The following is a 25,466-nucleotide window of genomic DNA, read 5'->3' as shown; positions in this document are numbered from 1 at the left end:
TTGACTTGGTTGGCGTAGTTATCGAGCGATTCGTAGCTTCCGGATCGGCGTTCGAAATCGGAGTGTGAGCGTTGAGCCCTACCAACGATGTCCGATCTGACACCCCACTGATTCTGGGAGGGAGAATCAGTAATCATCGAGTCCCACCTGTTTGTCAGCCGTCGTATCCTCGGCAGTCGATCCCTCAGTCTTGGAATCCTCTTCCACATCAGCTGTCTCGCTTGAGGAAACCGGATCCGGGTCATCACCAGCCGATGCGGTGTCCGTCGATACTGACTCATCAGAGCCGTCTGCCCCCTCACTTTCGGCAGCTTCAGCCCTGGACGTCGATTCAGTCTCCGAAGCGGTGTCACCAATCGTTCCGGCCTGCTCACGCAGTTCCTCTTTAGTGAGGTCTGGCTCCACCGGAGCAAACGATTCTGCCTCCTCTTCGATACGGGCCTCAATATCGGTCTTGACCTCCTCCTTCAGATTCGAATCGAGAGGGGTCTCGGCGCGTGCCTGTTGCTCTAGTTCATCGACGACGGTACTGAGGCCGAGTGTCTGCCGTCGCCGCTCGACCGCGTCCTCGGGGTCGGCAAACGAAACGTCGATTGCCACGCGATCACTCCCACGCTGCCGTCTGTCAGAGACGCGGGCAACGAGCGCACCCAGTTCGTGTGCGAAGTCTTCGAGTGGCCCGACCGTCACTGGATCACCTTCACCGATGATCCGAACTGCCACTACTGCGCCCTCGAGATTGCGCTCCTGTAATTCCACTCGAACCGCCGCGTCAACGTCCTGATCCTCGGTCGCTTCGATATCCACGTATTCGTGAGGGCGCGTGTCGAGCGGAATCCGGTCGTAGGACACCCCTGCGGGGCACACGTCGTCTCGATCTTCACGCTCATCCCCTGCTCTGGCATCCGCCCCGAACTGAACAATAGTGTAGCCACGTTCGGCCCGTTGGTCGGTCGCCGTCCGCTCAGTCGAGCCGGGATAGGTCGCGAACGTTCCCCCGATATCCTCGTAGGCAGGCGTGTGATCGTCGCCGAGAAGCGCCACGTCGAATCCAATAGAGGACGAGGACAGAACGCTGGTAAGCGACCACTCAGCATGCGGGACTAGCGGCTCAAACGCGCCGTGCGCGACCAACACCGCGTGTTCGGCATCGTGCTGTTCGAAATCGTATTCCAGCTGATCTCGTCGCGATGGGGACACGTAATCCTGCCCGTAGACGGCCACGTCGTCCAGGACTGTCGGCTCATAATTGAGGTGAATCGCATCAGCGACCTCCGAGAACACGGAAACCCATTGCTCGTCGCGAGTCGAATCGTGGTTCCCTGCGACGGTGAGAAAGGGAATATCGGCTGCCTGGAGCCGACGGAGTTGTCGGATTGCGTGAAGAAGCGGCCCGATGCGCGGATTCGAATCGTGAAACATGTCTCCGCTGTGAACAACACCGTCGACGTCGAGATCAATCGCGTCGTCGATTACCTGTTCGAACGCTGCGGCGAAGTCATCGGCCCGCTCCTGGCGATGGTATTGATGATACCCAAGATGAGTGTCCGACGTGTGGAGGAGGACGGTCATAGGCACACCCCCATACAACGGCTAGTACTACTCGAAACGGTATCGAGGCAGCTCTCAAGGACCGATTCGGCGGTTTCCTGATATTGGGCGAACGGTGCGGCGGTCGATGTGGATTGGATGCTACTCATGGATTCGTAGTCAGTGAAGGGTGTGGACTTCGAGCTGCGTATCGAGCGGTGGGTCGAGAGCGCCCAAATCGGTATCGCCGACGAGCGCATCGAGTGTCCCCTCCCATACCGGTGGGTGGTCAAGCACGTCAAGGTCATCGAACAAGCCTTTCCAGAGACCCGCGCGCTCGTACTCCTCAACCTCTGGCGGGATGACATCGAACACCTGCTCGGACGCGACGACGATCAGACCCCGCTGCATTCTGGACATAGCAACGTTGAGGCGGTTCGGATTCAGCAGGAATTCCGACTCGATCTGAACGAAATCGGGATCCGAAGCAGTCGCTGACACCAGAATAACCGGCCGCTGCCCGCCCTGGTATCTTTCGACGGTGTCGCACTCGACATCGTTCAGATAGGTGTCCAGGAGACCGCGCTGAGCGTTGTGTGGCGTGACGATCCCAACAGCGTCGTCGGGGTGGCTGGATTCGGCGATCGCCGCCCCAATGGCCGCCTCCACTGGATTCGACTGGCGTGAGGTGTCCTCGTCGTGGACGATGAGTGTCAGCGCGTGCGGGACAGCATCTTCGGCGTCAAGAATGTCCGGATCACAGAGCACTCGACCCACCCCTCGGCTAACTGGCGTTGGTCGGCGAACCGTCTCTCTCTCCTCGGAGTAGTACGGGATCCCGTCCTGTTCATAGACATGCTCGCGGAGGAACTCGGCGACTCGCTCGTGACACCGATAACTTTGCTCAAGCTGATACAAGGGGATCGTAGCTGTGCCAGCAACGACACAGCGCTCAGCAGGATGATCGCCTCGATTGCGGTCATCGACACCGACATAGTTCCCCCGGAGTAGCCGACAGTAGTCGAGAGCTGAAAGCGATGGGCGACGCTCTTGAGTCGTTCGTCGGAATTCACTCTCCCACTCATGCTGGCGAACGGGGGGCATCTGTCGCTGGTCACCGGCGACCAACATCTGCGCGTCATCATGAAGAAAGGCCCCGACGGAAAGGAACGACGGGAGCCGCATCATCGAAGCCTCGTCAACAGCGAGTATATCGAAGAACGACGCGTTTCCGGCCAGCCAGTCCTCAGGGGTCCGGTCGCCCCCCTGCATGACGTCGAAGTTATCGACGAGTTTGTACAGCCGGGCGGGCGTGCCAAAGACGAGCGTCTGCTGGCCTGTTTGGCGACGAAGTCGACCGACGATCCGCCGAAGCTCCGCATCGTCTTCGTGGTAATCAAGATAGGTGACGTGCTCTAAGGAGTCGTCAGGTTCGTCGGACGTCAGCCGAACGAGTTCGAGGTGATCGAGCAGGTCATCGCAACCGGTATCCTCAGCGCGTTCCCCCTCATTTCGATACGCGACTAGAGCCGCGTGGACATCCTCAAGAACCTCGTCCACGGCCTTGTTCGACTCTCCAGCCACTATCCCGGCACAATCACAGTCGTCGACCGCATAGGCTCGTACCCGGGCGAGGGTCGCATGTGCGAGTGCCCCCGATGTCTTCCCAGTGCCTGGTGGACCCTGCAGGAGGACTAACTGGGCGGCTGTCTCCGCGATGAATCCCTGTTGCTCTGTGTTCGGTGGAGGGTCCACGGTCAGTTCAGCTGTATCTCCTTCGCCTAAGTCGGGTCCGTCTTCCTCGGGACCCCCCTCTGGGACGTCACCGACATCGACCGTCTCTCGATCTGGTGGTGTGGCCCAATTGAGGTAGCCCTGGACACCAGCATCCGAAATCGCGTCCGTTGTTGGGGTCTCGATTCGCCCGGCCGCAAGATCGTCGAGCAGGCGGCAGAGCGTGTTGTTTTGTGCTTCCCCAAGGAGATCGTAGGCACGCTGAGCGACGATATCGTCGGTCTGCTTGTCGAGAATGAAGATCTCGTCCTCGGCGAACAGGTATGTGCTGTCGTCCTCGTCGTCTGGATCGATAGTCCATCCTTGATGCCACGTTCGATACTCGCGGTTTCCTTGCCCCCGAGACGGGAAGGCGGTGAGATGGATCGTTCGTTCTTCAATATCGAGGTCCTCGACGGTGAGCGCGGGCCCGTGTTCGATATGTTGCGGTTGTGGGGAATCCTGTGGATCGGCGTGCCGATCCAATCGGTTCGCGACCACCCACGAGCCCATCGTCGAACCGTCGGTCTCTTTCAGTCGACAGGCCCGGGCAACCCGTTCCCCGTCGTCGAAGAGTGGATCGTAGGGAAGATGGCCGTCGACGTGGAGAATGTTTGTATCACCATCTACCCAGGCGTCGGTGACGACAACCGGGACAGCCTCGCCATTTCTGATGCGCTGGGTAACTGGCAGGCCGTACGATTTGAGCTGGTCCCGTCGACCCGACTCATGTTCGAGTGCGAGAAACTCCGTCGCGGCCCGGGCAGTATGACTTTCTCCGAGAGTGAACGTGGAGAGCTCGTCAAGAACGACCGGTCGCTTGGTGAGGTCCGCATTGCGGTACTCGAGAGAGCGTTCTAGATGGGCACAGCCGTGAGCGAACCGCATCACGAGCTGTTCGAGATCCTCAATCGTGATCCGAGTGGTCTGAGCGTCTTCATCGATCCATCTGAACGGCTCGACAGACTGATAGCCATCTGACTCCTCTTTGATTTCTGCCGCCCACTCAGGTGTGAGCACCTCGTGAGCGGCCCATATGTACTCCAGTGGGATCTCCGCTCTCCCCCGTGGTCGGGAGGGATAGTAGCCATCGCGATCGTCTTCGGCATAGAGGGCAAGGCCAGGGCGCTCCCGCCGATAGCCAACGGTGTAGTCAAACAGCTTGTAGTCGAACGCCTCCTTGAGATCAACCTCCACTCCGTCCGACCGGGTATACTCCCAGTCACGCCGATAGAGGGGATCCTCATCGGCTTCACAGACATCAAGTGCTGGTAGAAGCCCGACTGTGGGAATGCCGAGAGCACGCCGCTCACGGAGCTCCCGCTGGACAATAGAGACCATTGCCTGCTCGTCATGATCGAACGCTTCGTCGCCCCGACCACTAAGAGCCGCCCGGAGCCCAAGCAGGTCACGAACTGCGGACGCTCCAGGGACTTCCTGCCGAGTCGAGGCCTCCACGAGGGTCTCGTACTCACTGTTCGTAAAGAAATAGAAGTGGACAGCGGCCTGATCGGTATCCATCGCTGCGCCGAGGGTCTGGACGGCACGGAACAGATCTTCCAGTCCGTCCGTGAGTAACTCTTCTTCAAGCGCGGTGGCCTCGGCCACCGAGTCGGGAACAGCCGATGCGACATGGCCGAACCGGACGGAATCATCGGCGTTCGACGCGGACACATACCCTCCGATCGCGTTGATTCGGTCGTAGCGGTGGTCTCGCTGGATATTGAGGTAGATCCGGATCATCCCACCCCGCTCGATGGGCTGATTGAGATCGAATCCAGGATCGTCAGCGGGGAGTGCGCCATCGCCGCTCCCGACGAGCCAAACGGGCGTACGCCCGCCAGCTGCAAACGTCGTTCCAGGGGCGACCCGCCCCCAGAACGATTGGGCACGCTGGATGTGATTTTGAAGCCGCTCCGAGACCCCCGGTTCGTCAAGGAGCGCCTGGTATGTCTCACGGTCGCGAGGACGGAGGTCGTTATAGTCGTAGGGGCGCGGCTCACCAGGGGGGTACGCCAGTCCGGCGAGGTCCTCGATAGTGTCGACGCCATAATCAGCGAGGACTGCCTGGTCGTTCCGCGATAACCCCAGTAGTGCAGTAGATCCCGATTCGAGTGCCTCAGTGTAACACGCTTCCTTGTACGCACAGCCGTGGCATTTCGGCTCAAGTTGGTAGGTGACCTGGTCTGGGTCAGCGTTGTAGAGGTCATCGAGTGGACCGTCTTCCCGGATGAGGCGACGTACGTCTACCTCGCGGTTTCGGAGGTCAAACGAAGGGAAGGCCTCCGGTGCCGCGTCGTCGAACTCGTCAGTACGGATGATGATTCCCCCCTCGATTACATAGGGGAAGTCGACGTCGACGTGTTCGAGAAACTGACGCAGGAGAAGGGTATAGCAGGCAACCTGAATTTGCTGATAGGTCTTCTCCTCGTGGGCGGCTTTGATATCGAGGATGCGAAATCGTAGCCCCACCCGATCGGTGTCGTTCTCCTCGGCATCCAGCGGGAGGGGCCAGCACACCAGGAGGTCGGCATCTCCGGCGACCGGCCACGCGTCTAGATGGTTGCCGAGTCGCGCCTGTTCGAGGATGAGTGGCACCGTAGGATCAGGAAGATCGAGTGCCGCATCGAACGTATCGAGCAACGCTGGCCGAGAGCGTTCCCACGTCTCAATATGATCGTGATCGCGGACGTGGGCATGATCTCGGAGCTCGTCGACGACCTGCTCTTCGTAGTCGTTCCCGTCTTTTGCCAGCAGTAGGTTCAGCGGGTGAAAGGCCTCTTTGTAATCGTGCTCACGCCGTCGTTCGGCGGCGTACTCGTCGTCATACTCGAACTGGAACCACTGCGGACAGCCATCAAGGTTGACGAAGCGCCCAAGCTTCGATGGAAGGACTGGCGGTTTCTCAAGCACTTCGGCGGGGACCTCAATGGGCGGAGGAGGTGTCGATGACGTGGCCATATTTAGTATCCCCTAGTTGTTGTGACAGCCGTCATAATCGTTCGGCTCAGGACAGCTATCTGACCGAGAGACCGAGGAGAATGCCCCGTGAAATGCTGCATCCCTCTGATCACACGTACGGAACCCCCCGGATAAGTTCCCCACTCAGGAGATACCCCTTCCGCGCATGCTCGGCACAGCGATCCGCATAGTAGGTTGTGATAGGGAGCCGAGTCGACCGGCTGATCGAGCCCACGTGGGCCTCCGAAAGCCAGTAGGCCTGCTTCGCAAGCGTCTCCAAGTCGGTCGAGCCGTGACGCTTGACCAGTCGAATCGGCCGAGGCGTTCCTGGGACGCGTTCCGGATCCCCGGTCGTTGCGAGGTACGCGTGATCAGCGTGCTCCGCGACGAACCCGGTCCCCTTGTTCGCTACCTCGAATGTGTCCCCGGTGTAGTTAGCGATCCGAGGGTTCCCGCTCTTCCGGATTTCCACCAGATCGAACTTCGGGATTAGTTCGGCGGCTTGGTCGAGCCGTTCCGCCAGCTCGTCGACATCGAGATAGTACTGCCCGTCGCGGTGGATAATTACGTGTCGGGGGGTATCGTCTTCCTCACGGAGATATACCGACAGGAGATTCTTGATGATATCCACGATGTCGTCGATCTCGAACGTCTCACCGCTCTGCAACGACACGGACTGTGACGCGAGAATCGTCCCGTCGGCGAGGACGACGTTCGCGCTGGCACCAAGATGCTGGCCGGTGGCGGGATCGTACGTGACATCTAACCCGATGAACACGTCCGTCTGTCCCGGAACTTCATGGATGCGCCATGGGATTCCCCCGCACTTCGCGACTAAACCTGAGGCGATGTTTCCCAGATAGGATTCCTCGTCTAGGTTGGAGACCTGGATCATCTGGGAGGGGAGTTTTTCCTGCCCCCATTGGCGCTTGAATTCGGGGTACGGATCGTCGATGTCGGGTTGTGTCTTGAGCCAGTCCTGATCGGGAACGACCGCGACGACACCGTCATACTCGGTCGCCTGTTCGGCCACCTGCGTATACGCGAACTCGGATCCGAGACTGTAGGTTTCCTGATTGAGGCGAGTCGCGTTCGCGTCGTAGTCATTCAGTTTCGAGAGAAGCCGTCGAACGAACTCCCGACTTCCTTCTTTGTACTGCTCGGGGTAGACGGTGAGTAGGTCAAATGATTCCGGTGACTGGTGGACGCCGTGGTTTTCCAGCCCCCGAGCGCCGTAGGAGGCAGTCTGACCGCTACCGAACCGGAGATTGTTGCTCCGCGTGTTGACTGTGAGCTCGTCGTAACAGGTGTTGGATGGCTGCGTTGCAGGCTCGAGCCCGAGCGCTGGTGTCATCCCCAGCGACTTCACGAAAGACGTCGCGATCGAATAGCGCTCATCCGGCGTCAGTCGGGCGGACCGTTGGAACCGCTCGTGGAAGTCTGGGTCGACGATCTTGAGTTGATCGAGCGTCGGGACGATCCGGCAATAGTCGAGCGCCTGCAGCCCACTGAATGAACCGTAGTCGATGTGGGCCATCACCGGCTCGCCGGCTGCGACGCTCTTAATGAGGTCTTCCTCAACGTAGCCGCTTTGGTCGTGATACTCAGCGATTGACGAACCCATCTCGGGTACACGCTCGGTGTACCCCGTGTCGGCGAGTTCGGTGACGGTTCCTGTACCAGAATTGTCGTAGACGTCCGTGTCGTGCTCGACACTGACTCCTTCGATTTCGTATCCACGGTGAACGTACTCGGCCGCCGAAAATGTCGATGCGAGACGGAAGCCGACGTTCACGCCACAGATAACCGTTCCGTCGGAGTCCACCCATATCCGACACTTGTACTCACGAGCAGCAGTGAAGTCACCGCTGGTCGCTTTGAGTTGCGGGGCGAACTCAACGATCGAGTTGATCGCGTTGACGACATATTTCCCCCGGAGAGACGCCTTTACGTCCTGTTTGACGAGTTCACGCAGTGGCTCTTGATCGTCGAACGACTGGGGTTCGAGCGTCGCGACCCCTTGGTGAACAGGACGAACGGTGTATCCGTTGATTGAGAGGTTCTCGTGGAGCTTGTCGACCGCGTATACCCGCAGCGGGCCGTTCGTGGTAACAGGTGCCTCACTCTGGTAGCGGAAGCGCGCTGCGGCCCGGGCTGTGAAACCTAGCACGCCGTTGTCGAGATCGTCGTCCGACGGGTCAAGGCCCCCAGGAACATCGAGTTCGTACTTATGGACATCCAACTGTGAGAGATTGCCCAGCGGGAAGTGGAGAAGATAGTTGCCGGGGGCAAGCGACTGCTGCGCCAACGCGGCGCCGCCGTCGGCGGTCGTCTGTCCAGTCTGTCGAACGTCCGAGGCGGGTTGGAAGTGGGACTCGTCAGCCTCGGTGGATTCCGTACTGTTCGGCGCCGTATCCGATGTTTCGGCCGTGCTGGCAAGGTTCGTCGGATCGCTCGCAGCAGCCGGCGGTTCATCAAGCGGAACGATTTCGAAGTCCCACGAGGGGACGAGCTGGAGTTCATCCCAGTTCTCGTAGTAGTTGCCCTCGGCTCCTTCGAGCCTGTACCAGCGACCCTCGTCCCAGTCGAACGTCACACAGTCGTTGCTCTCAAAGATGACCAGCGGGACATCAGCGCCGTCGGCATCCTCGAAGAGCACCTTCCGCGCGAGACTGCCCTTGTGGATTCCGATGATCTCCGTCGCGCAGAGTTCAATAGTCAGCTGTTCGCCGTCAGTGATGTCCTCGCGCGTGTTCATACATACACCCCAGATGAATGAGATCTGGTCCAGTGGCGATAATCGGGGCCCAAGACGGCGGATAGTCGGTATTTGACGGTTTGTGGGCTCGGTTTCGGCCCCCTTGAAATTCGTGGTCGTCGTGATCGGGTAGAGGGTCGCACGCCGGTATGATGCAGCATACCACCCTCAACGACGGCCTAGCGCTTAAAGATATCGGATACCCACATTACAACGTAGAAATTGAAACACTCCGATGTTATAGTGAGTGTTCGGGCTTCATTAAACATAGTTTATAAGAGTATTAGTAGTATCGCAAAGCACTTGTCCCTCTAGTTCATACTAGGATTGTGCTTACAAGTCGACTCCAGCGGGATCTCCCACTCTACAATGAGTGGTGGCAGAGTGGAGATCCACCTAGCTCAGACGACTCGCCGTATCGAGAGTCGCGACGCAGTGATTACAAGAATCATCTCGACAGCGTTCGCGAGCAATCATTTTACGCACTCGTAGGAGCAGACGGGAGCGGAAAGACGGCGACGCTCTATCAGATTGTCCATGATCTCATCGTTGATTACGACGTTGAGCCCGACCACGTCGTGTATGTTCCGCTCGAGAATCCAATTTACGCACTCGAAAGCGATCAGTTCATCATCGATATCTACGAGTGGTACACTTCGTACATCCGCCGACAGACATCGGAGGACGGATCGATCTATTTCCTCTTCGATGACATTCACCAGCTGGAAAATTGGGCAGAGCAGGTCAATGAGCTACTTGCTCGCTCGGAGTCGCTCCACGTAGCTGTGACGTTGCCGACAGAAGTGCCTGAAATCGAAGATTTCGATGGGTCACTATCGGATAATCGATCCATTCTTCTCCCACCGAAGTTCTATGACTTTGCGAGTATCGAAGCGGGTGTTCCTGAAGCAGACAAAGAGGATTTCATCTACCATATCCGAGATGGTATTGCTGCGAAGCGTGGGGTAGACCTCACAACGATTGTCGACGAATGTCTCACACTTCACGATTATCTCGCCACGGAATGTGATGATTTGTCGTCTGTCGTAGACAATTATCTATTCAACAGTGGGCTTCGTGATGAAGAGGGCCGAGGACTTTCAACGATCAAACAACGACTTCAGTTGGCGCTATACAAAGATGTTCAGCAGTTCTATTCGATTGAGGATGCAGGGGATCTCTTCACGCTTTGTGTGTTAGTGGCTCAAGAACCTGTTCAGGAGTATCAATTCAGTCAACTTACGAACCAGTTAGATACCGACCGGCGGACAATCAGGAAGTATCTCGATATTCTTCAGGACTTATTCGTCCTCTCCCCCTCGTACAAGTGGGGCTACGAACGACACCGGACTCTCCGGATGTACCTCCGGGATCCGCGGTACGTGAGTGCCCTGAATCTCTTATCGGATACCGATTCAGCCCCACGGACGGATGATCATCGAGAGAATCTCATCCACTCGGTTGTGTATGATCATCTCCGTCGACTTAGCTTCTATATGAACGATTACACCGACGTTGATATGCCAGTTCGCTATTGGGACGAAGCAAATGAGACGGTTGAATTTGTCCTTGACGTGTACGGATCTCCAGTCCCTGTCGCTCTTAGTACTCGTCGGGGCGAAGATGCTGCGACGCAAGCGGTCATCGACTGTCTTGACGACACAGAAGCTACGCGAGGAGTTGTTGCGGGAGAAGATATCCGGCAACCATACGCTGGTGATGATCAAGTCCTTCGTCTTCCACTCTGGATGCTACTCTACATATGTTAGATAGATATTAGACGATCAGTACTAATTACAAACTCAGAGGATGAGGTGTAATAGATAGGACAATCGATTCCAACAGCAGTTATGGCGGTTTTGTTGACTTCTCTCGGTTATCGAGGAATTGATCACACCACGTCGGAAGGGAATCCATCGGTCCATTTTCAGTCACTGTCCCATCGCCTGCAATCCGGGTAAACACGCCGTCCCGCCCCCACGCACACACGACTGGCTCTTGGTCTTGATCGGGTCGAGTTACGATTCGCTGTTGGAGTCGCGACGGATCCTCACTCGCATCCTGCAGTACTATGAGGAGCTGCACGAGAAGTGGATGACCTGGTGCAAGATGCTGAACCGATGGGAACTCGTCAGCACACACAGCCGAGAACGTCACCGCGACTTCATCAGCAGCAGTCGCAATAGCCTGTGCAATCGTCTGTTTCCCATCCCCGGCTGGGACCTCAATCGGTGCGTCACCTACTGAGAGGCGATATGTACTGTCCGCAAAGTCGAAGTCCCCGTCATCGTACTCGAAGTCAATCTCGTGAACCGGGGTGAATTCGACACCGGTCTCGGCAAGAGCGTCGTTATCGACCAACACTGACTGGAGACTCGGTGTCTCGAACGGGGGTTGATACTCGTACTCTTCCTCACCGACATCGACGAGGTCCGGGTGACTGTAGGACTGCCACGCATCAAGTTTTGCTTCGTCGACGACGTCCTGAGCGACGAGGTCGTCGACGTCCTCGAGTGACTCTCCGACATCGACGCGGTCGCCCTGATCGCGTTCTTCGAGTTCTTCAGAGAACTCGCGATCAGCTGATTCGACCGCAGACTGGTCGTCAGCGCTGTCGGCGTTCAAGGTCGCATCCCGAATCTGTTGGCTGACGCCGGAGAGTATGGGTTGCATCTCTCCGACGACGTTTTCGAAGAGGCCAATCCGGTCGTCAAGGCGATCGTAGATGTCCGTCTCAACCGTATCCTCGTAGCTATAGTTGAGAATACGAATCTCGTCGAATCGTTGGCCGATGCGGTCGATCCGACCGATACGCTGTTCAACCCTCATCGGGTTCCACGGCAGGTCGTAGTTGATGAGCGCCCCACACTCCTGGAGGTTTAGCCCCTCACTCGCGGAGTCGGTACAGACGAGGATATCGACCTGCCCATCATCGCGTGAGAATTCACGCTTCACGCGCTCTTTCCCGACATGCTCCCACGTTTCAGACTCGGGGTCGTACAGCTCGCCCCCACGACCGGAGTACGTCGCGATTGTCGCTCCAAGAAGGTCCGCGAGACTGTCCCGGATGAAGTCCATTGTGTCCGCGTACTGCGTGAAGACAATCACCCGGTTGTGGCCAGCCCGGTCCAGCTCGTCGAGGTCGTTGTACAGCTGCTGAATCTTCGGGTCTGTATCAACCAAGTCTAAGTCATTGACGAACGCTTCCAGAGCCTCGATTTCTTCCTCGATTAGCTGTTTCCCCTCTTCAGTCACGCTGGGGATGAGTTCAGAGAGGTCCAGGTCGTCGCTACTAGCGTCGAGTTCATCCAGAACGTCCCCGTCGTCAAGGTCCGCATTTTGTAACGTTTCGAGGACGACCTGCTCCGCATCACCATAGTCCCGGTCACGAGCGCGCTCCCGACCGGCGAGCACGGTTCGTTGTGCCCGGAGTGTCTCAAGCCGGTGTTTCAGGCTCTGGCTGATCGCATAGACACTCGACGTGAGTCGCTGTCGGTACGTGGTCATCACGAACCCGATGGCGCGTGTTTGGGCTTCGTCAGTCTGTTGGGCTCGCTTGTAGAATTCACGTGTGTACTCGTCGATCTGGTCGTAGACCGCCCGTGCCTCCTCGGTGAGTTCAATTTTCCGTTGTTCGGGATTTCGGTTCGGAACGGTCGTATCGAGGAGACCGACCGCCTCGTACTTCCGGAGTGTATCCCGTGTATTCCGGTGAATGAGCGCGTCGACGGGCGTGGACTCTGCGAGAACATCGCGGATGACTCGCCAACCGTCCGGGGAAAGTTCGTCAAGTGCGTCCTGTCGGTCGCTGCGGGACGCCATCAACCACTCGTCGGCGTCTTCAGGATAGAGGAGCCGTTTGAGTTTCGTATCCTCGCTCGCCTCGAAGCGGTCGATGTCATAATCTGCCATCGCGTCGTCGACATGGTCGAGATAGCCGTCGTAGGCGTCTCCATAGGCTCGTGAGAGCCGGCACGCAGTCAGCACACGCTCTTTGGCGATGGCACGGTCCTGTCCGTCCTCATTGATCTCGAGTTCGTCTGCAAGGTGCTGGAAGACTTTTGAGGAGAATGGTCGGTCCGTCGGGAGCCGATCTTGGTGTTCCAGTCCATCGAGCGTGGCTTGCGTGTCCCAGGAAACCTCCGCTTCGTCGGACTCTGAACTCGGGTTGTCGAGAACCTCGTTGAGGGCCTGCGACAGCCCGTCTCGAGTTTCGAAGAACTCCATGAAGGTATCCCGGTTATCCCAACCACCCGGAAGATCCAGCAACTGCATCAGGTCGTAGAGTTCGCCAGAGTGCAATTGCATCGGGGTAGCCGTCAGCAGGTAGTAGGCGTGCGTATAATCGCGAAGCTGTTCGAGAAGAGCGTAGAAATTACTGCCACGCCGGGCGTTGTGCGCCTCGTCGACGATGACGGCGTCCCACACGCCCATCCGGTCTTCCGTATCGTGGTCGCGTCCGCGACAGCTTGCCGGGATGACGTCCCGAGACCGGTCGGAAACTCGGTCTAAGGGAGCGACCTGATCCCACCGGTCGTCGAGACGAGCCGTGTGCCAGGACATAATGACGACCGTCGGTCCATCCAGCGGCGACGATGCGTCGGTATCAGTCGACTGTTGTTCGTAGAGGAACCGCCAGATGGGGCTGTCCGCCCATTCGCGCTCTCCAGTGAGGTCAAGGTCCGTTGCCGATGGTGGATAGTGGTCGCGACCGCGGACGTCCCGGAATACGTGATCGCCCGCTGTGTCCCGGTCGAATCGGACGGCGTTGATGTTGAACTTCTCCCAGAGCTCTTCCTGCCACTGCCGCTGCAGACTCGCCGGAACCAGCAACAGCCCGGTTTCAAGCTCGCCGGTGAGTCCAAGCCGGGAGAGCGTCAGGCCGGCCTCGATCGTCTTCCCGAGTCCCACCTCGTCACACAGCAGGAAACTCTGTGGATAGGTGTTGACGAGTGTGTCCGAAACGACTCGTTGATGGGGCCACGGCGTGATCGTGCTCGCTTCCTCGGCCAGTGCGAGCCCACCGGGCGAGAGTGGTCCATCCTGAATAATGTTCGCTTTGTCGCGCTCCGTCGGCGGAGCTGTACCGTTCGCGATCTGAATCGCTTCCTGGAGATCGCTCTCGGTGTCTGGGGCTTTCCAATCGATGATGTCCTCTTCGATCGCCTCGGGGAGGTCATACACTTCGACGAAGGGGTGTTCATCACTCCACAGTCGCTCGAAGGTCCCCTCGTCGCCGGCGACGTAGTCCGCCTGTTCAGGAACCCACGAACGGTGGACTTTGAACCGCTCGTAGTTGCGAGCCCAGCCGCCGACCGTCTCGTTGACGCTGCCCTCGAACGAAATCGTGTTTCCGTCGCTATCGTGGAAGAGTCCAACTTTCGGATGGAAGATCTCCCAATCGTGAGAGGGAGAGCGTGGATAGGCGACCTTGATGTGGATCCGCCCCTCGCGGAGGAGACGCGCGAGAATACGGAGATTCGCATCTAGGCGTTCGTCATCGAGGTCCTCGAGGTTTTCCTCGAGGCGGTCGGTGAGCGTCTCTAGAACCGGACGGTCAGACTCGTAGAGTTCGGTGCCGACGATGAGGCGCATTTCACCATCGTTCTCGACGAGGGCGTGAATGCCGTTGGCAGCAGCCGCGAGTGCCGTACTGGAGAAGTAGCCCGCAATCCGGTCGTATTGCTGGCTGCGTTCCAATGCGGGCTCGTAGAAGTCCTTGACGAGATGGGCGCGTCCCTGCTCGGGTTTGCTCTCGTAGATGGACTGCCACTCGCGGTCACGTAGATTAGTCATACTAGAGGAGTTTCGAGTTAGGCATGGTCACCGAGTTCGGTCTGTTCGGCCCTGTCTTCTGAGACGTCAGTGAAATCAGTGGGGGTGAATTCGAGACCAAGTGCGTCGTGGGTTCGACCTAAGGCGAGGTCACGAGCGGCTTCCCATTCCGAACTCCTCTGGGGAAGAACTTGCAGGAGAGCTTTCAGTGTTGCCTTGAAGCCCGCGTCTGTGTCGAAGTTGCGTTCTTTGAGCCAATCGATGGCGACGTCCTCGCCCTGTTTCTCGTAGACGTGCATAGCGGCGTGAACCGCATCGAGGGCGATCGTGTAGGACAGCGCTTCAGGATCGACGGGCGTCCGGTTAGATCTCTCTTCGGGTGGCAGAGTGATGTCTTGGACGCGGTCCTCATGAGTTTTCAGCTGAATATCCCCACGTTTCTTCCCCCAAATTTTCGTAGATCGCTTAATATCGTCAATGTCGACACCAATACCGAGCCCCAGCTGATGGCCGTCATCGTAATGGAAGGTGTCGGATTCGTGAACCAGCCAGGAGAGGATATACCACTCTGTAATGTCATCCAAGTCGTCTAGTCGCTCGCCTTCAAGATATTCCTCGACGAGGACTCGCGTTACGGCCTCGCGTGCTTCTTCTAGAGCTCGCCGTGGAGGAATCTCATTATCTTGGTCGTCGACGACAGGATAGGCATCTGCGTAAACTTGCAGTGTCGGCCCGAACGCCGAAATGATGACGTCTGTTTTCGTCAGAGAGAGGCCAGCATCAAGCAGGTCTCTCGCTGCCTCTTTCGCTACTTCACGGGTCTCAGCACGGACATCGCTCCACAGTGTTGGAACCGCTTCAGATTCCGTCTTACTATCGTGCGGTTTTCTCCCTGTGAGCAGCAGAGTACTGTCAGCTGAACCTCCACCACGGGTGTCGGTCCGCTGGGGCATCTCGCTAGTGATCGGGTGGGTTGATGTGATAGTGAACCCAGATCGAATCAGCGACTTTGTGAGAGTGTCCCAGGCACTAGACTCCTTATGGGTGAACATGACAGTCATCACACCGCCGGGCTCGAGAACACGGTAGAGTTCTTGGAAAATCTCCGCCATCTTGTTCTCGTAGTCCTCGGCAGCTAATTCGGACTTAGATTTGGAATCCGAAGCGACCTCCTCGTATTCGGCCACATTGGCAACCGCCTCTTGGCTTTTGTCAGTAAGGTCGTCAGTGAATACTTCTGGATGAATATCTTGGAGATACTCTTTGAGCCAAACATAACTCATATCAGACATTTCAGAATAGATGATGCTATCGTAGTATGGGGGGTCAATAATAATGGATTGGATAGAATCCGAGTCTATCGGTAGATCTGCCGCGTCCCTCTGTGAGATTTGAACATCATCAGCATCTTCATCTTCCAGATATGTGGCTATCTCTTCGTAAGAGTCTCGAACACGATCGAGATGGTCCTGGTGGTCTTGGTTGCCTGCAGCAGGATTGTTCTCTACGAAAGCCCATTGGAGAGTAAAGTGCTTACCACCTAATGCATCGCCCAGAAGCCCATTACTTGTGTCTAGGGGCGAGAATCGTGTATTTCTGTCGATGACTTTGCTAGCTACCAAGGACAGTATTGTGAGCACCGCCTCAGCTTTCTGTTCATCATATTGGTTGAGTATCTCCTCCTGACACTGCTTGTATGCTTGGAGATATTCATACTGGGTTACAAGTTGTCTTGGAGTGAAAGCATCTCTCCACTTTGTAACGCCGTAAGGACCTGCTCTATCTTCATCGCCAATATATCGCTTGACGTCAAGGAGTGTACTTAGCTCAAAGTCTGTGTCAATACGATCTGCGGCTTTAGATTGTGCTTTGTAGTCTGCTTGTGTGGGTGCTCGCCAAGCAGTTCCACCGGATGATTTCTCATATTTCACCCCATAGATCTCGTATCTGAATTCGGAATCACGAATTCTGTCTTGTATTGCATCCGATTCCATCACGATTCCACAATTCAGGCACTCAGCACCACTACGAGTATGGGGGCCGTCCTGCGGATTGTACTCAGATTTCTTGACATCGTCCGGTAGCCTAACGACCTCGTACTCAATCTCAGTCCCGTCCTCGGATACGGAAGGACGTGCTGCAACTCCTTTCGAGGAGGATCGCTTCTGTAGCCACCATTTCTTTGCCATAGGGATATCGCAACCACACTCCGGGCAGTCTACTGCATAGGTACAAGCATAGTGTGAGGGGGTCTGACGTTCACCCTCGCTGGGGAAATAAGGTTCAAGCTCCTCCTCAGCGAGTTCATCAATTCGGTCACCCCACCGATTGAGTTCGCTCTGGAGAGAACCAACACTCGGCGCATACTCAAGAAGAACCTTAAGCATCACAGTCGGGACGGGATTGAGTTCGTTCGCTGCTGTCGGTAGGCCATAGCGCAGAGATTCAAACGGAATAACGCCCCCACCGGCAGTCGGGTCTAAGACAGTAGGTAGCTCTCCGTCCCAATGCTCCCGAAGCAACTCGTGCATCTCCGCTTTCTCATCTGTAGTCGGTGTCCGAGTGTACGGGCGAGGATATCCGTAGTGGTCCTCTAAGTTTCCATCCCGATCATCTTCAGTACGCTTCTTTTCTGCCACGTATTCCTCAATATCGACGTCGATTTCGTCACGAGGCTTGATCTGCATCCAATCCAGCAGCGTGTTGGCGTCCACCTCTGGAGGAAGTATGGACGCAAGGATAGCCAGTCTAGAAGCTGGAGTTGGACGACGTGCAAACCATGGGTGAAGATACCGATGAGGCGGCATAAAGTAGGGGTTAGCCTCTTTCAGATTCTCGATGCCAACCGCCTTCAGGGGGAGGTTCCCCTCAATTGCGACACGCTTCAGCTCCGAATCACTGTCCTGGCTTTCGGGATTTTGGCTCATCGTTAAATCACTCAATATGGTCCGTCAGCAACACTCGAAGGGCCTTTTCACCGTTCGGACTCGACGGAGACCGACACTTTGCGTACCAGTAGTAACACTCCTCATCGCTCATCCGTGCAACGCCGCGAGCCAGCGACCGCATCCGGTCGATTCGTTGGAGCGGCTTCACACCACGGAAAGCAACAGCAAGCCGGACACCAGCCGTCTCGGGTAGGAACACGAACCCAGCCCCGCCAGTGAGAACTTCTGAGGAATCTCCTGGCGTGCCCTCGATCGCTTCCCTGACGACGTCCTGGAGCGCACGGACGCGGGTCGGGTCAAGCCGTGCGACCTTTGCGCCGGCCCACTCATCCCACGTCCAACCATCGAGCTTGGATAGGAGGTCGTCCCCAGCAATGTCCGAGACGAGATCCTCGGCTGGTGTGATACTCAGCGAACGACCATCCCGCTCCAGGCGATCACGGCGGGCTTCAGCCTGTTCGCGAGGGAGTAGTTCATGCAGCGTCCACTCTCCGCCGCCGTCTGTCTCTCGTCGGACGAGTGTGAACGTCGGGCGGCCACCGAACATACTCGTCCCGTAGCGAACCAGCCGATCCTCCTCTGTCCCCTCGGCGGGTGAGGTCTCAAATTCCGAACCGCGACTCGCCATCAGACCGTCACCTCCGAGCTCGCCTGAATCGGGCCACGCCCTTCGACCCGGACGTCGATGTTGCCCGAATCGAGGTCATTATCGAGGGCAGCGAGGAGGTCGTCGGCCTCGTTTGTGATCGGTTCGGGCTCGTCAAACTGGAAGCGGAACTGGATGGTCTCTCGATCATCGCCGAACGAGCCGGGCTGGTCGATCACGTCCCGGAATCGGCTCGGTGACCCCGTGAATTCCGCGCTGTACGTCCCGTCGTCAGTCCGGGTTTCGTACTGCATTCGAACCGTCACCGAGTCTTCGCGGGCTTTGAATCCGGGGCGCTGACTGATGAACTTGGCCGCTTGGAAAGGTTCGTCCCCACCGACCTGGATGGTCACCTCTTCAAGCAGCGGCGTCCGGTCAGTTCCGGCCTTCGATTCCGCATCGCGACGAACCTCTGAGAACGCCCGCGAAGCGGACATCATCTTCTTGCTCGCCTCCCAGGATTCGTCTGGCTGGCATTCCTCGCAGCGTCCGCGTGCGTCCAGCAGCTGCTCGCTAGCGACCTCTTTTCCGCAGGAGCTACAGGTCGTATCGGACTGGTGTTCCTCACAGTAGTAGGGTTCGCTTCCTTCTGGGTTTTCAACCTCCGCCCCACACTCGGCACAGGTAGCAACCGTCTGTTCTGGCCGGTCGATTTCGTCGAGGTGGTCGTCGACGAGCGCGTCGATATCTCGATAAACGACGAAGGCACTCCCGATTTGGACATCGCTGTCCCGAATCGAGGTCTCGACATCGGGAGATTTCGCGAACGGTTCCGGATGCGGCCACGTTTCAAGCTCCGTTGTCCCGACCCAGTACGCTGTCCCAGACTCGCCATCCCAGTATGCGTACCCGTGGTCACTAACGAGGGAGGAGACAGTCTCTCGAATCGGTTTTGTGCTGAAGAGGTAGTCCAGCCCCGGCTTCTTCGCGTATTGGTTGACCAGCGCTTCGGTGGACATAGCGTCCTGGGTCTGCTGCCAGAGTTTCTGTTGGACGTGAGCGGACCCACGAGCGCCGGCGTCGCGTTTCACGATCTTATCCTCGAGTGTTGTCTGGACAGCGTCGACCAGTGTCGTCCCGCCGTTGGATTCGGTCGCACCGATGGTGATGTGGGTGAGCCCGTCCCGGTCGGGGTAGTAGAGGTGCCGGTAGACGTTCCGAACGAGCTCTCCGAGCATCAGCTGTGCCTCGTCGCTCCGTTCTCGAAGCTCCTCGATTTGTTCCGAGGAGAGGTCGGCTTTCTGTTCAGGGCTATCAAGCAGGGCTTCTATAGCCTCGAGACGCCGAGCCTCGTCGATTGCAGCATCCATTCGATCAGCGTCAGGGGCGAGAAACAGAGCGTAGTTCTTGTAGATTCGCGTCTCAGTCTCTCCCTCGTGTTTTGCGGCTTGCTGCTCGTAGAGCTGAGTCACACGATTTGGCGGCGTATCGCCGCCGTCTTCGACAGCAGCGGTGTCCGGATGCATCACCGCGAGCTTCGGCGTATCCGGGGTATCCGGTAAGTCCGCCGGCGATTCAGGGAACTCCACCGGCTGGAAGCCACCATCGCCGATTTCCTTCGAGGTGAGACGGTTCTGGAAACGCGAATGAGCGCTTGCTTCGGGGGTAGACTCGATCCGCTGGTCGATGATCCGGATCAGATTTGGTTCTTGCTTGAATCGGAGGCGCTCTTCCTCGTAGAGGAAGTAACACGCGACGTCCATATCGTCGCCCCGGAGTGCGGATAGAGCGGCATCGTAGTCGTCGAAGTTCAAATCGGGATGACCGATGGCGAGGTTCAAATCGGCGTGAGTTAGGCCTGCAGCCTGTTCTCCGTATGCGAGGCTGTGCCAGAGAACTGTCGTCGTCAGATGGGTACCGAGAGGCGGGAGACCGTTTTCGGTCCATTTTCGGTCCTCAAGCTGGGCGTGCGCGGTACCATCGTCGTCGTAGATGTCGGCGGTCACTGCGGGACCGAGATCGACGAAGTCGAATAGGCGCTCACGAAGGATCGTCTGAATCCCACCGCCAGGATCGTCGTCGGCGACTGTGAGGTCGTATATCCGAATCCAGTGGCGGTCGTAACTGTCGGGCTGGTGATTCCAGAGGTAGTAGACGGCTCGAGCAAGTAAGCGGAGGGCATCTCGCGTGCGCTGGAATCGAGGGATCGTATCGATCTTGTCCGTGAGAGCGTCGATTAAGGAGGGATGGAAGGGGTATTCGCGAGCGAGGACATCCACGTAGCCAGCGTCGGTGGCTTCCTGTGGATACTGCCGGTCTTCCTGGTCATAGAATTGGAAGTATGAGTCTGCGGCTTCGCTCGCGGCGTTTTCTGGAACTTCCGAGAAGAGTCGGTGCTGGAGGACCTGTCCAATCTCGTTTTCGTCGGTCGGTGTGACCGTCTTGTGCTGCCGCCGGCCGATCTCGTTGACCTCCTCGATATGGTCACGGACGCCATCACGAACCCGGTCAGCCTGCTCACCAAAGGCCGTATCCGCGATAGAGTAGACGACCGTGACGTGCTCCGATTCGGCAGCCGCTTCGAGGAGCGCCATCACGAACGAAAGCGTCTGATCGGCGAGCGTCTTGTCGCCGACAGGCGTGCCCGCGGCTTTGTTCATGTAGTCGGCGATTTCGTCGATCAGAATGAGGGCCGGCTGGTCGTGCTGAGCGAAGAGTTTCGAGAGGGTCCCCTCACCGGGGGCGTCCCGGTCTTGGTCGTAGTCCTTGAGGTACTCGTAGCCATCGAGCCCATAGAGCTGGTACGCGAGTTCACCCCACATCGTCCGGGTATTCGGAGCATCCGGATCGTCGTCGGCATGGCGGGCATCCTTGCTATCAGCCTTCGTTCCGATGAAGACCCCCGTCGCAATATCGAGGCCCTCTGCCACCGCATCTTGATAGTCGGCCGCAAGCTCCTCGTCGCCGTCCAGCAGGTAGTGTGAGAGGTCGTCAATATCTACGGGGTTCTCAGCAAGATGGTAAGAGGCGATGAGGTCGTGCGTTTTCCCACCACCGAACCGTGTGTCGAGACAGAGAATGCTCGAAGTATACGAGCCGGGGTCGTACTTTGTGGTCGCCAAGAAACGCCCCGTGAGATTGGAGAGCAGCGTGCGGAGACCCTCCGTGGGATAGGTCATATCGTAGAACGAGTCGGGGTCTCGATAGACTGGTGCTGCCTTCTCAGGGTTGTGGACGACAGTCGAGAGTTTCGCAGCGAACTGTTCCTCCTGGAGCGAGCCGTCTAAGACGTCGTCTCGTGGCTGACAGCTTTCGAAGAGAGAAGGGTACTCACTACTCATCGATTTCCTCCGTGGGTGAGGAATCAGCTTCTGGTTTGGATACGATTACGAATTCACACTCCGTGCTGTTCTCGATGATCGCCTTGGCGATCCCCTTCGACTCCGCGACATCGACCTTGATAGCGTCCCCAACCTCCGCATCGAATTGGTCGAGTTCGGGTCCCGACAGATTCACCCGGCCCGATTGGCCGGTGTTCTGTCCAATTGTCTTCTGAGTCATCTGGATAGTCACATCACCTAGCGGGAATGTTATAACCTTTACTTAGTCTAAGTTCCCGATTTGTAGTATGGTAGTTCTTCTATAGTCCCTCCCCCCACTACCCCCTGAATACTAAGTGACTGGGGGTAATCGGTCTACTCACAATGCAAATTAATCGCGGTCCTCGCGACCACCGATATGGGACGTACTGGAATCGTATCCCGGAGTGTATGCCAAAGCACGTCCCGGTAGCAGACCTGGGAGGCTTCTCCATACCCCGTAATGAGGGGGGAGTACCCTCTAGAGAGGAGTTCCCCTATCCAGTAGTCCCGGTCACCGACCAATACCAGTTACATCTGTTTCCGGCACCTGACCATATCCGGCCGATGCTGGTTCGGCTCACCGATGGCGAAGTGCTCACCGATGGTCACGAACCGTACGGATTCTGGTTGACCGTCGATGGGATTGCCGAAGCTCGAGAGACACTCATCGCACAGGCAGAGAACTATACGAACCAGACGGCACCTCGAGAGCTCGGAACCGCCCTCCAAGACGCACTCGTCACGGATGAACTGCTACACGACATCTTCTCAGAGCAACTTACTGAGAAGCTCCGTCCACCGACCGTTCGTTGGCTTCGTGACCGTACCAAGTCTGTAAGCGCAGACACTGTCGAATACACCGGTGGAGCGTACGTCAAAACGGAGTGGACCATCGAGTTAGAGCCTGAATCAAACAGAGAAGAGCGATCCCCACGGACACTTGAGTTCCACACCGATGACCTCATTCAGCAGGATTCGCAACGGTTCACGGTTGATTACCGGCAGCTCTTCCGCCAGCAAATTCGATGCTCGAACACCTGGTGGACGGATCTCAGCAGATACTGGATCTCCTCGGCAACGGTCGAAGATATTGTAGACGACGATTATCCCACAGAAGACGAATCTGCATTCTCGCTCCGCCAATCGGGGAAGGCGAAGTACCACCTCGTACAGAATGAAACTGGGACGACCGTCTGTGGTCATGAAGCCCGTTCAGGCGACAGCCGGGAATTCTCCCCAGATACGCTCCCGATGCCAGCGGCACTCTGCAATCATTGTTCTAGAGAAGTCAAACGACACCTGATCCCCAGAGAATAGTGTCGATTCGGGCTGATCGCTGATCGTGAGAGCTGAACACGATAGAATCAGGCGATTCGCAACACCTGTTTAAACCAGACAGAAGCGGTACAGCACCAGAATATTATGACGTTCCAGTCGTGGTATCTTCGTATGAGTATACCCGATCTCGCCCCGATACGAGAGTCTCTTGATGCCAGAATCGAGGAGCTGGAAGACGAGCAAAAACGCCAGGAAGAGCGGCACGAAGGAGATGGAAGCAACCCCGCGGTCTGGGACAAGGTGGAACCGAAAATTCGGCGAGATGTCGTGGAGGACTGCCAAGAGGATCTTGATGGCGTGGACGAACAAGACGAGGTTCTCCGAATATTGGCTGAATGGCGCCGTAACGAAAATCGAGAGTGGGAATTCAACAGGAACAGTTCCAAGGTAGAGAACGAACGAAACAACATCAAGAAGGCTGAAATTCGGATCTGGAAGAAGAAGCTCATAGAACTAATTCCCGAATCCGAATTCAAGACCTGCGGCCTCTGTGAGTCTCTTCAAATGCCAAAAAGCGACCGGCGCAAAAGTCGGGGGTACGTATGGGAATGTCCTGACTGCTTCTAGTCTGGGCCCACGAACATCTATTATACTGACGACAAGAGGGGGGGAGTATGGGTGCATCTGATTGGGCTGGCAGGATGTGTATGCGACTAGAAGAGGAATTTGACATAAGCGAGGACCGATCCCTCCGTATCACGACACTCGTTCGACTACTCCGAGGGGAAGGATATGAGGGTGTCTTTGGCGAGTACGGAAGCGAACGACACCAGAAACTCCAAGAGCAGCTGATCGACGAACTCGATAAGTCACTCCTCGAGCAGTCCGGCAATACGATCGAAGAACGGTGGAATAACTTGATGGATGAGCTGGACTGTCAAAGTCGCGCTGACAACGGAGTATACCTCATCCCCTGGAATGAACACGAAGCCGACGACTGGCAAAATCCTGGTGTCACGAGTTCCCGCCCGTGACCTGATTCCGGAAATCCCGGAAACCTTGAGTTTCCACGAACAGGAATCACGTTACTGCGCGAGGATTTAGTTAGGTTCGAGGGGGCTAAATGGGGTGTTTCCGGAAGCAACCCGGTCACGTTTTTAGTACTAGCCAGAAAACCAGTCTATCAAGCAACGATGATCCGCGATGCTCGCGTTCTCCGCGCCGGGTTCGTCCCTCGGGAAGTTGAGCATCGCGACGCCGAAGTCAACCACCTCTCCAGCGTTCTCGAGCCCATCACGAACGGAGAACCCGCCGACACCGCTATCGTCACCGGACCCAGCGGAACCGGGAAGACGTGCATCTCGAAGTTCGTCACGGAACGACTTCGAGAAGAGGTCCTCGACGTCGAGGCCACCTACGTCAACTGCTGGCGTAACTACACCCGATTTCGGACGCTCTACCAGATCCTCGACGACCTCGGCGCGACCATCGACATCCACCGGCAGTCGACACCGCACGACGAACTCGTCGACCGCCTCCAGCAGCACGATGGCCCCCGTACAGTCGTCATCCTCGACGAGGTCGATCAGCTCGAAGATCCCAGCGTCATCTACGACCTCCACAGCCTCCCGCAGTTCGCGATCATCTGCATCGCGAACAAGGAAGAGGAGCTGTTCAGCCGCGTCGACGACCGCCTCGTGAGCCGGCTGCGCTCCAGCGAACACGTCCGGATGGACAAGTACCACGACGAGCAGCTGTACGATATCCTGAGTGCGCGGGCGAAGTGGGGGCTCGACGAGAACGTCATCACCGACGACCAGCTCTACCGGATCGCCGATGCAGCCGCCGGCGACGCCCGCCTCGCTATCGGCATCCTTCGAACAGCCGCCGGCAAGGCTGACCGCGAGAACCAGGAGCGGATCACCAACGACATCCTCCTGGACGCCGCCGAGGATGCCCGGGCCCAGATTAAGCAGAAGAGCATCGATTCACTCACGCCACACCAGCGCGTCGTTTACAACATTGTTCGCGATCACGAGCCACTCGGGCCGAGCGAGATTCACGACCACTATACCGAGAAGGTCGACGATCCTCGGACAAAACGGACAGTGCGGACGTATCTCTCCAAGATGGTCCAGTACAACCTCGTCGATGCGGAAGGCACGAGCCGGGACCGGGAGTACTCACTCGTCGGTTCGGAAGCTGCGTCGCCGATGCAGTAATATCCTGTCTCCGATTGGGTGAGATCGAGCGGCAATCAAGCGAACCCTTGCGGAATCGCGAAACGCCGAAATCACGGGATACTAGTACTGAGTGCCGACTGCGAATCGAGCATAGGCCATGAGCAGTTAACCAACAGACGGTTAATACATACGATTTGTTGGTTAACCGAAAGAGGTCCACGGTCATCATCGACTGGTGTCGGGAAGGGTAGATTTCGACTGGAATATCGGCCAGGCAACGATGGTAGCAGGGAGAGGGCGACCAGAGTTGCC

The 25,466-nt window shown here is 57.2% G+C and carries 13 protein-coding genes; 5 read left to right on the top strand and 8 right to left on the bottom strand.

Annotation, left to right across the window (positions count from 1 at the left end):
- Positions 1-126 precede the first annotated feature (126 nt).
- The 3 genes from SM754_RS16310 to SM754_RS16300 form a co-directional block, all read right to left on the bottom strand.
- Complete coding sequence (locus SM754_RS16310) at positions 127-1,572, bottom strand: metallophosphoesterase (RefSeq protein ID WP_323677263.1); 1,446 nt, start codon at positions 1,570-1,572, stop codon at positions 127-129.
- A 138-nt stretch (positions 1,573-1,710) separates the two neighbouring features.
- Positions 1,711-6,264 (bottom strand): AAA domain-containing protein, encoded by a 4,554-nt coding sequence (locus SM754_RS16305; protein ID WP_323677262.1) that lies wholly within the window; start codon positions 6,262-6,264, stop codon positions 1,711-1,713.
- Between the two features lie 109 nt (positions 6,265-6,373).
- The gene (locus tag SM754_RS16300; protein WP_323677261.1) at positions 6,374-9,022 is read right to left on the bottom strand and encodes a Piwi domain-containing protein; all 2,649 of its coding nucleotides are present in this window, start codon (positions 9,020-9,022) and stop codon (positions 6,374-6,376) included.
- Positions 9,023-9,351: 329 nt separating this feature from the next.
- Here SM754_RS16300 and SM754_RS16295 point away from each other — a divergent pair, with 329 nt between their 5' ends.
- A complete protein-coding gene (locus SM754_RS16295) occupies positions 9,352-10,791 on the top strand; it encodes a DUF8612 domain-containing protein (protein WP_323677260.1) in 1,440 nt (479 codons plus the stop codon).
- Positions 10,792-10,870: 79 nt separating this feature from the next.
- On the opposite strand, the gene SM754_RS16290 is transcribed toward SM754_RS16295, so the two are convergent.
- Genes SM754_RS16290 through SM754_RS16270 form a run of 5 tightly spaced genes read right to left on the bottom strand, consistent with a single transcriptional unit; the run spans position 10,871 to position 21,892 of the window.
- Positions 10,871-14,818 carry a helicase-related protein gene (locus SM754_RS16290; RefSeq protein WP_323677259.1) on the bottom strand — a complete coding sequence of 1,316 codons (3,948 nt, stop codon included), beginning with the start codon at positions 14,816-14,818 and terminating at the stop codon, positions 10,871-10,873.
- A gap of 17 nt (positions 14,819-14,835) precedes the next feature.
- Positions 14,836-17,724, bottom strand: coding sequence for a DUF1156 domain-containing protein (locus SM754_RS16285; RefSeq protein WP_315908817.1), 2,889 nt, complete (start codon positions 17,722-17,724; stop codon positions 14,836-14,838).
- 7 nt (positions 17,725-17,731) lie between these two features.
- Complete coding sequence (locus SM754_RS16280) at positions 17,732-18,373, bottom strand: DUF7680 family protein (protein WP_323677258.1); 642 nt, start codon at positions 18,371-18,373, stop codon at positions 17,732-17,734.
- The gene (locus SM754_RS16275) at positions 18,373-21,672 is read right to left on the bottom strand and encodes an ATP-binding protein (protein ID WP_323677257.1); all 3,300 of its coding nucleotides are present in this window, start codon (positions 21,670-21,672) and stop codon (positions 18,373-18,375) included. The genes SM754_RS16280 and SM754_RS16275 overlap by 1 nt, the downstream gene beginning before the upstream one ends.
- The gene (locus tag SM754_RS16270; RefSeq protein WP_004594467.1) at positions 21,665-21,892 is read right to left on the bottom strand and encodes a hypothetical protein; all 228 of its coding nucleotides are present in this window, start codon (positions 21,890-21,892) and stop codon (positions 21,665-21,667) included. Before SM754_RS16270 ends, SM754_RS16275 begins: the two co-directional genes overlap by 8 nt.
- Positions 21,893-22,101: 209 nt before the next feature.
- On the opposite strand from SM754_RS16270, the gene SM754_RS16265 reads away from it, so the two are divergent.
- The 4 genes from SM754_RS16265 (at position 22,102) to SM754_RS16250 (ending at position 25,193) form a co-directional block, all read left to right on the top strand.
- A complete protein-coding gene (locus SM754_RS16265; RefSeq protein WP_323677256.1) occupies positions 22,102-23,010 on the top strand; it encodes a hypothetical protein in 909 nt (302 codons plus the stop codon).
- A 132-nt stretch (positions 23,011-23,142) separates the two neighbouring features.
- Positions 23,143-23,598: a hypothetical protein gene (locus SM754_RS16260; protein ID WP_323677255.1), complete on the top strand. Its 456-nt coding sequence runs from the start codon at positions 23,143-23,145 to the stop codon at positions 23,596-23,598.
- Positions 23,599-23,645: 47 nt separating this feature from the next.
- Positions 23,646-24,005, top strand: a complete 360-nt coding sequence (locus SM754_RS16255) for a hypothetical protein (protein WP_323677254.1) — start codon at positions 23,646-23,648, stop codon at positions 24,003-24,005.
- A gap of 159 nt (positions 24,006-24,164) precedes the next feature.
- Positions 24,165-25,193 (top strand): Cdc6/Cdc18 family protein, encoded by a 1,029-nt coding sequence (locus tag SM754_RS16250; protein WP_323677253.1) that lies wholly within the window; start codon positions 24,165-24,167, stop codon positions 25,191-25,193.
- Positions 25,194-25,466 lie beyond the last annotated feature (273 nt).

Origin of the sequence: Halorubellus amylolyticus (assembly GCF_034808145.1) — an archaeon.
Taxonomy (GTDB): Archaea; Halobacteriota; Halobacteria; order Halobacteriales; family Natrialbaceae; genus Halorubellus.
This window is presented reverse-complemented; position numbering and strand designations above follow the sequence as displayed.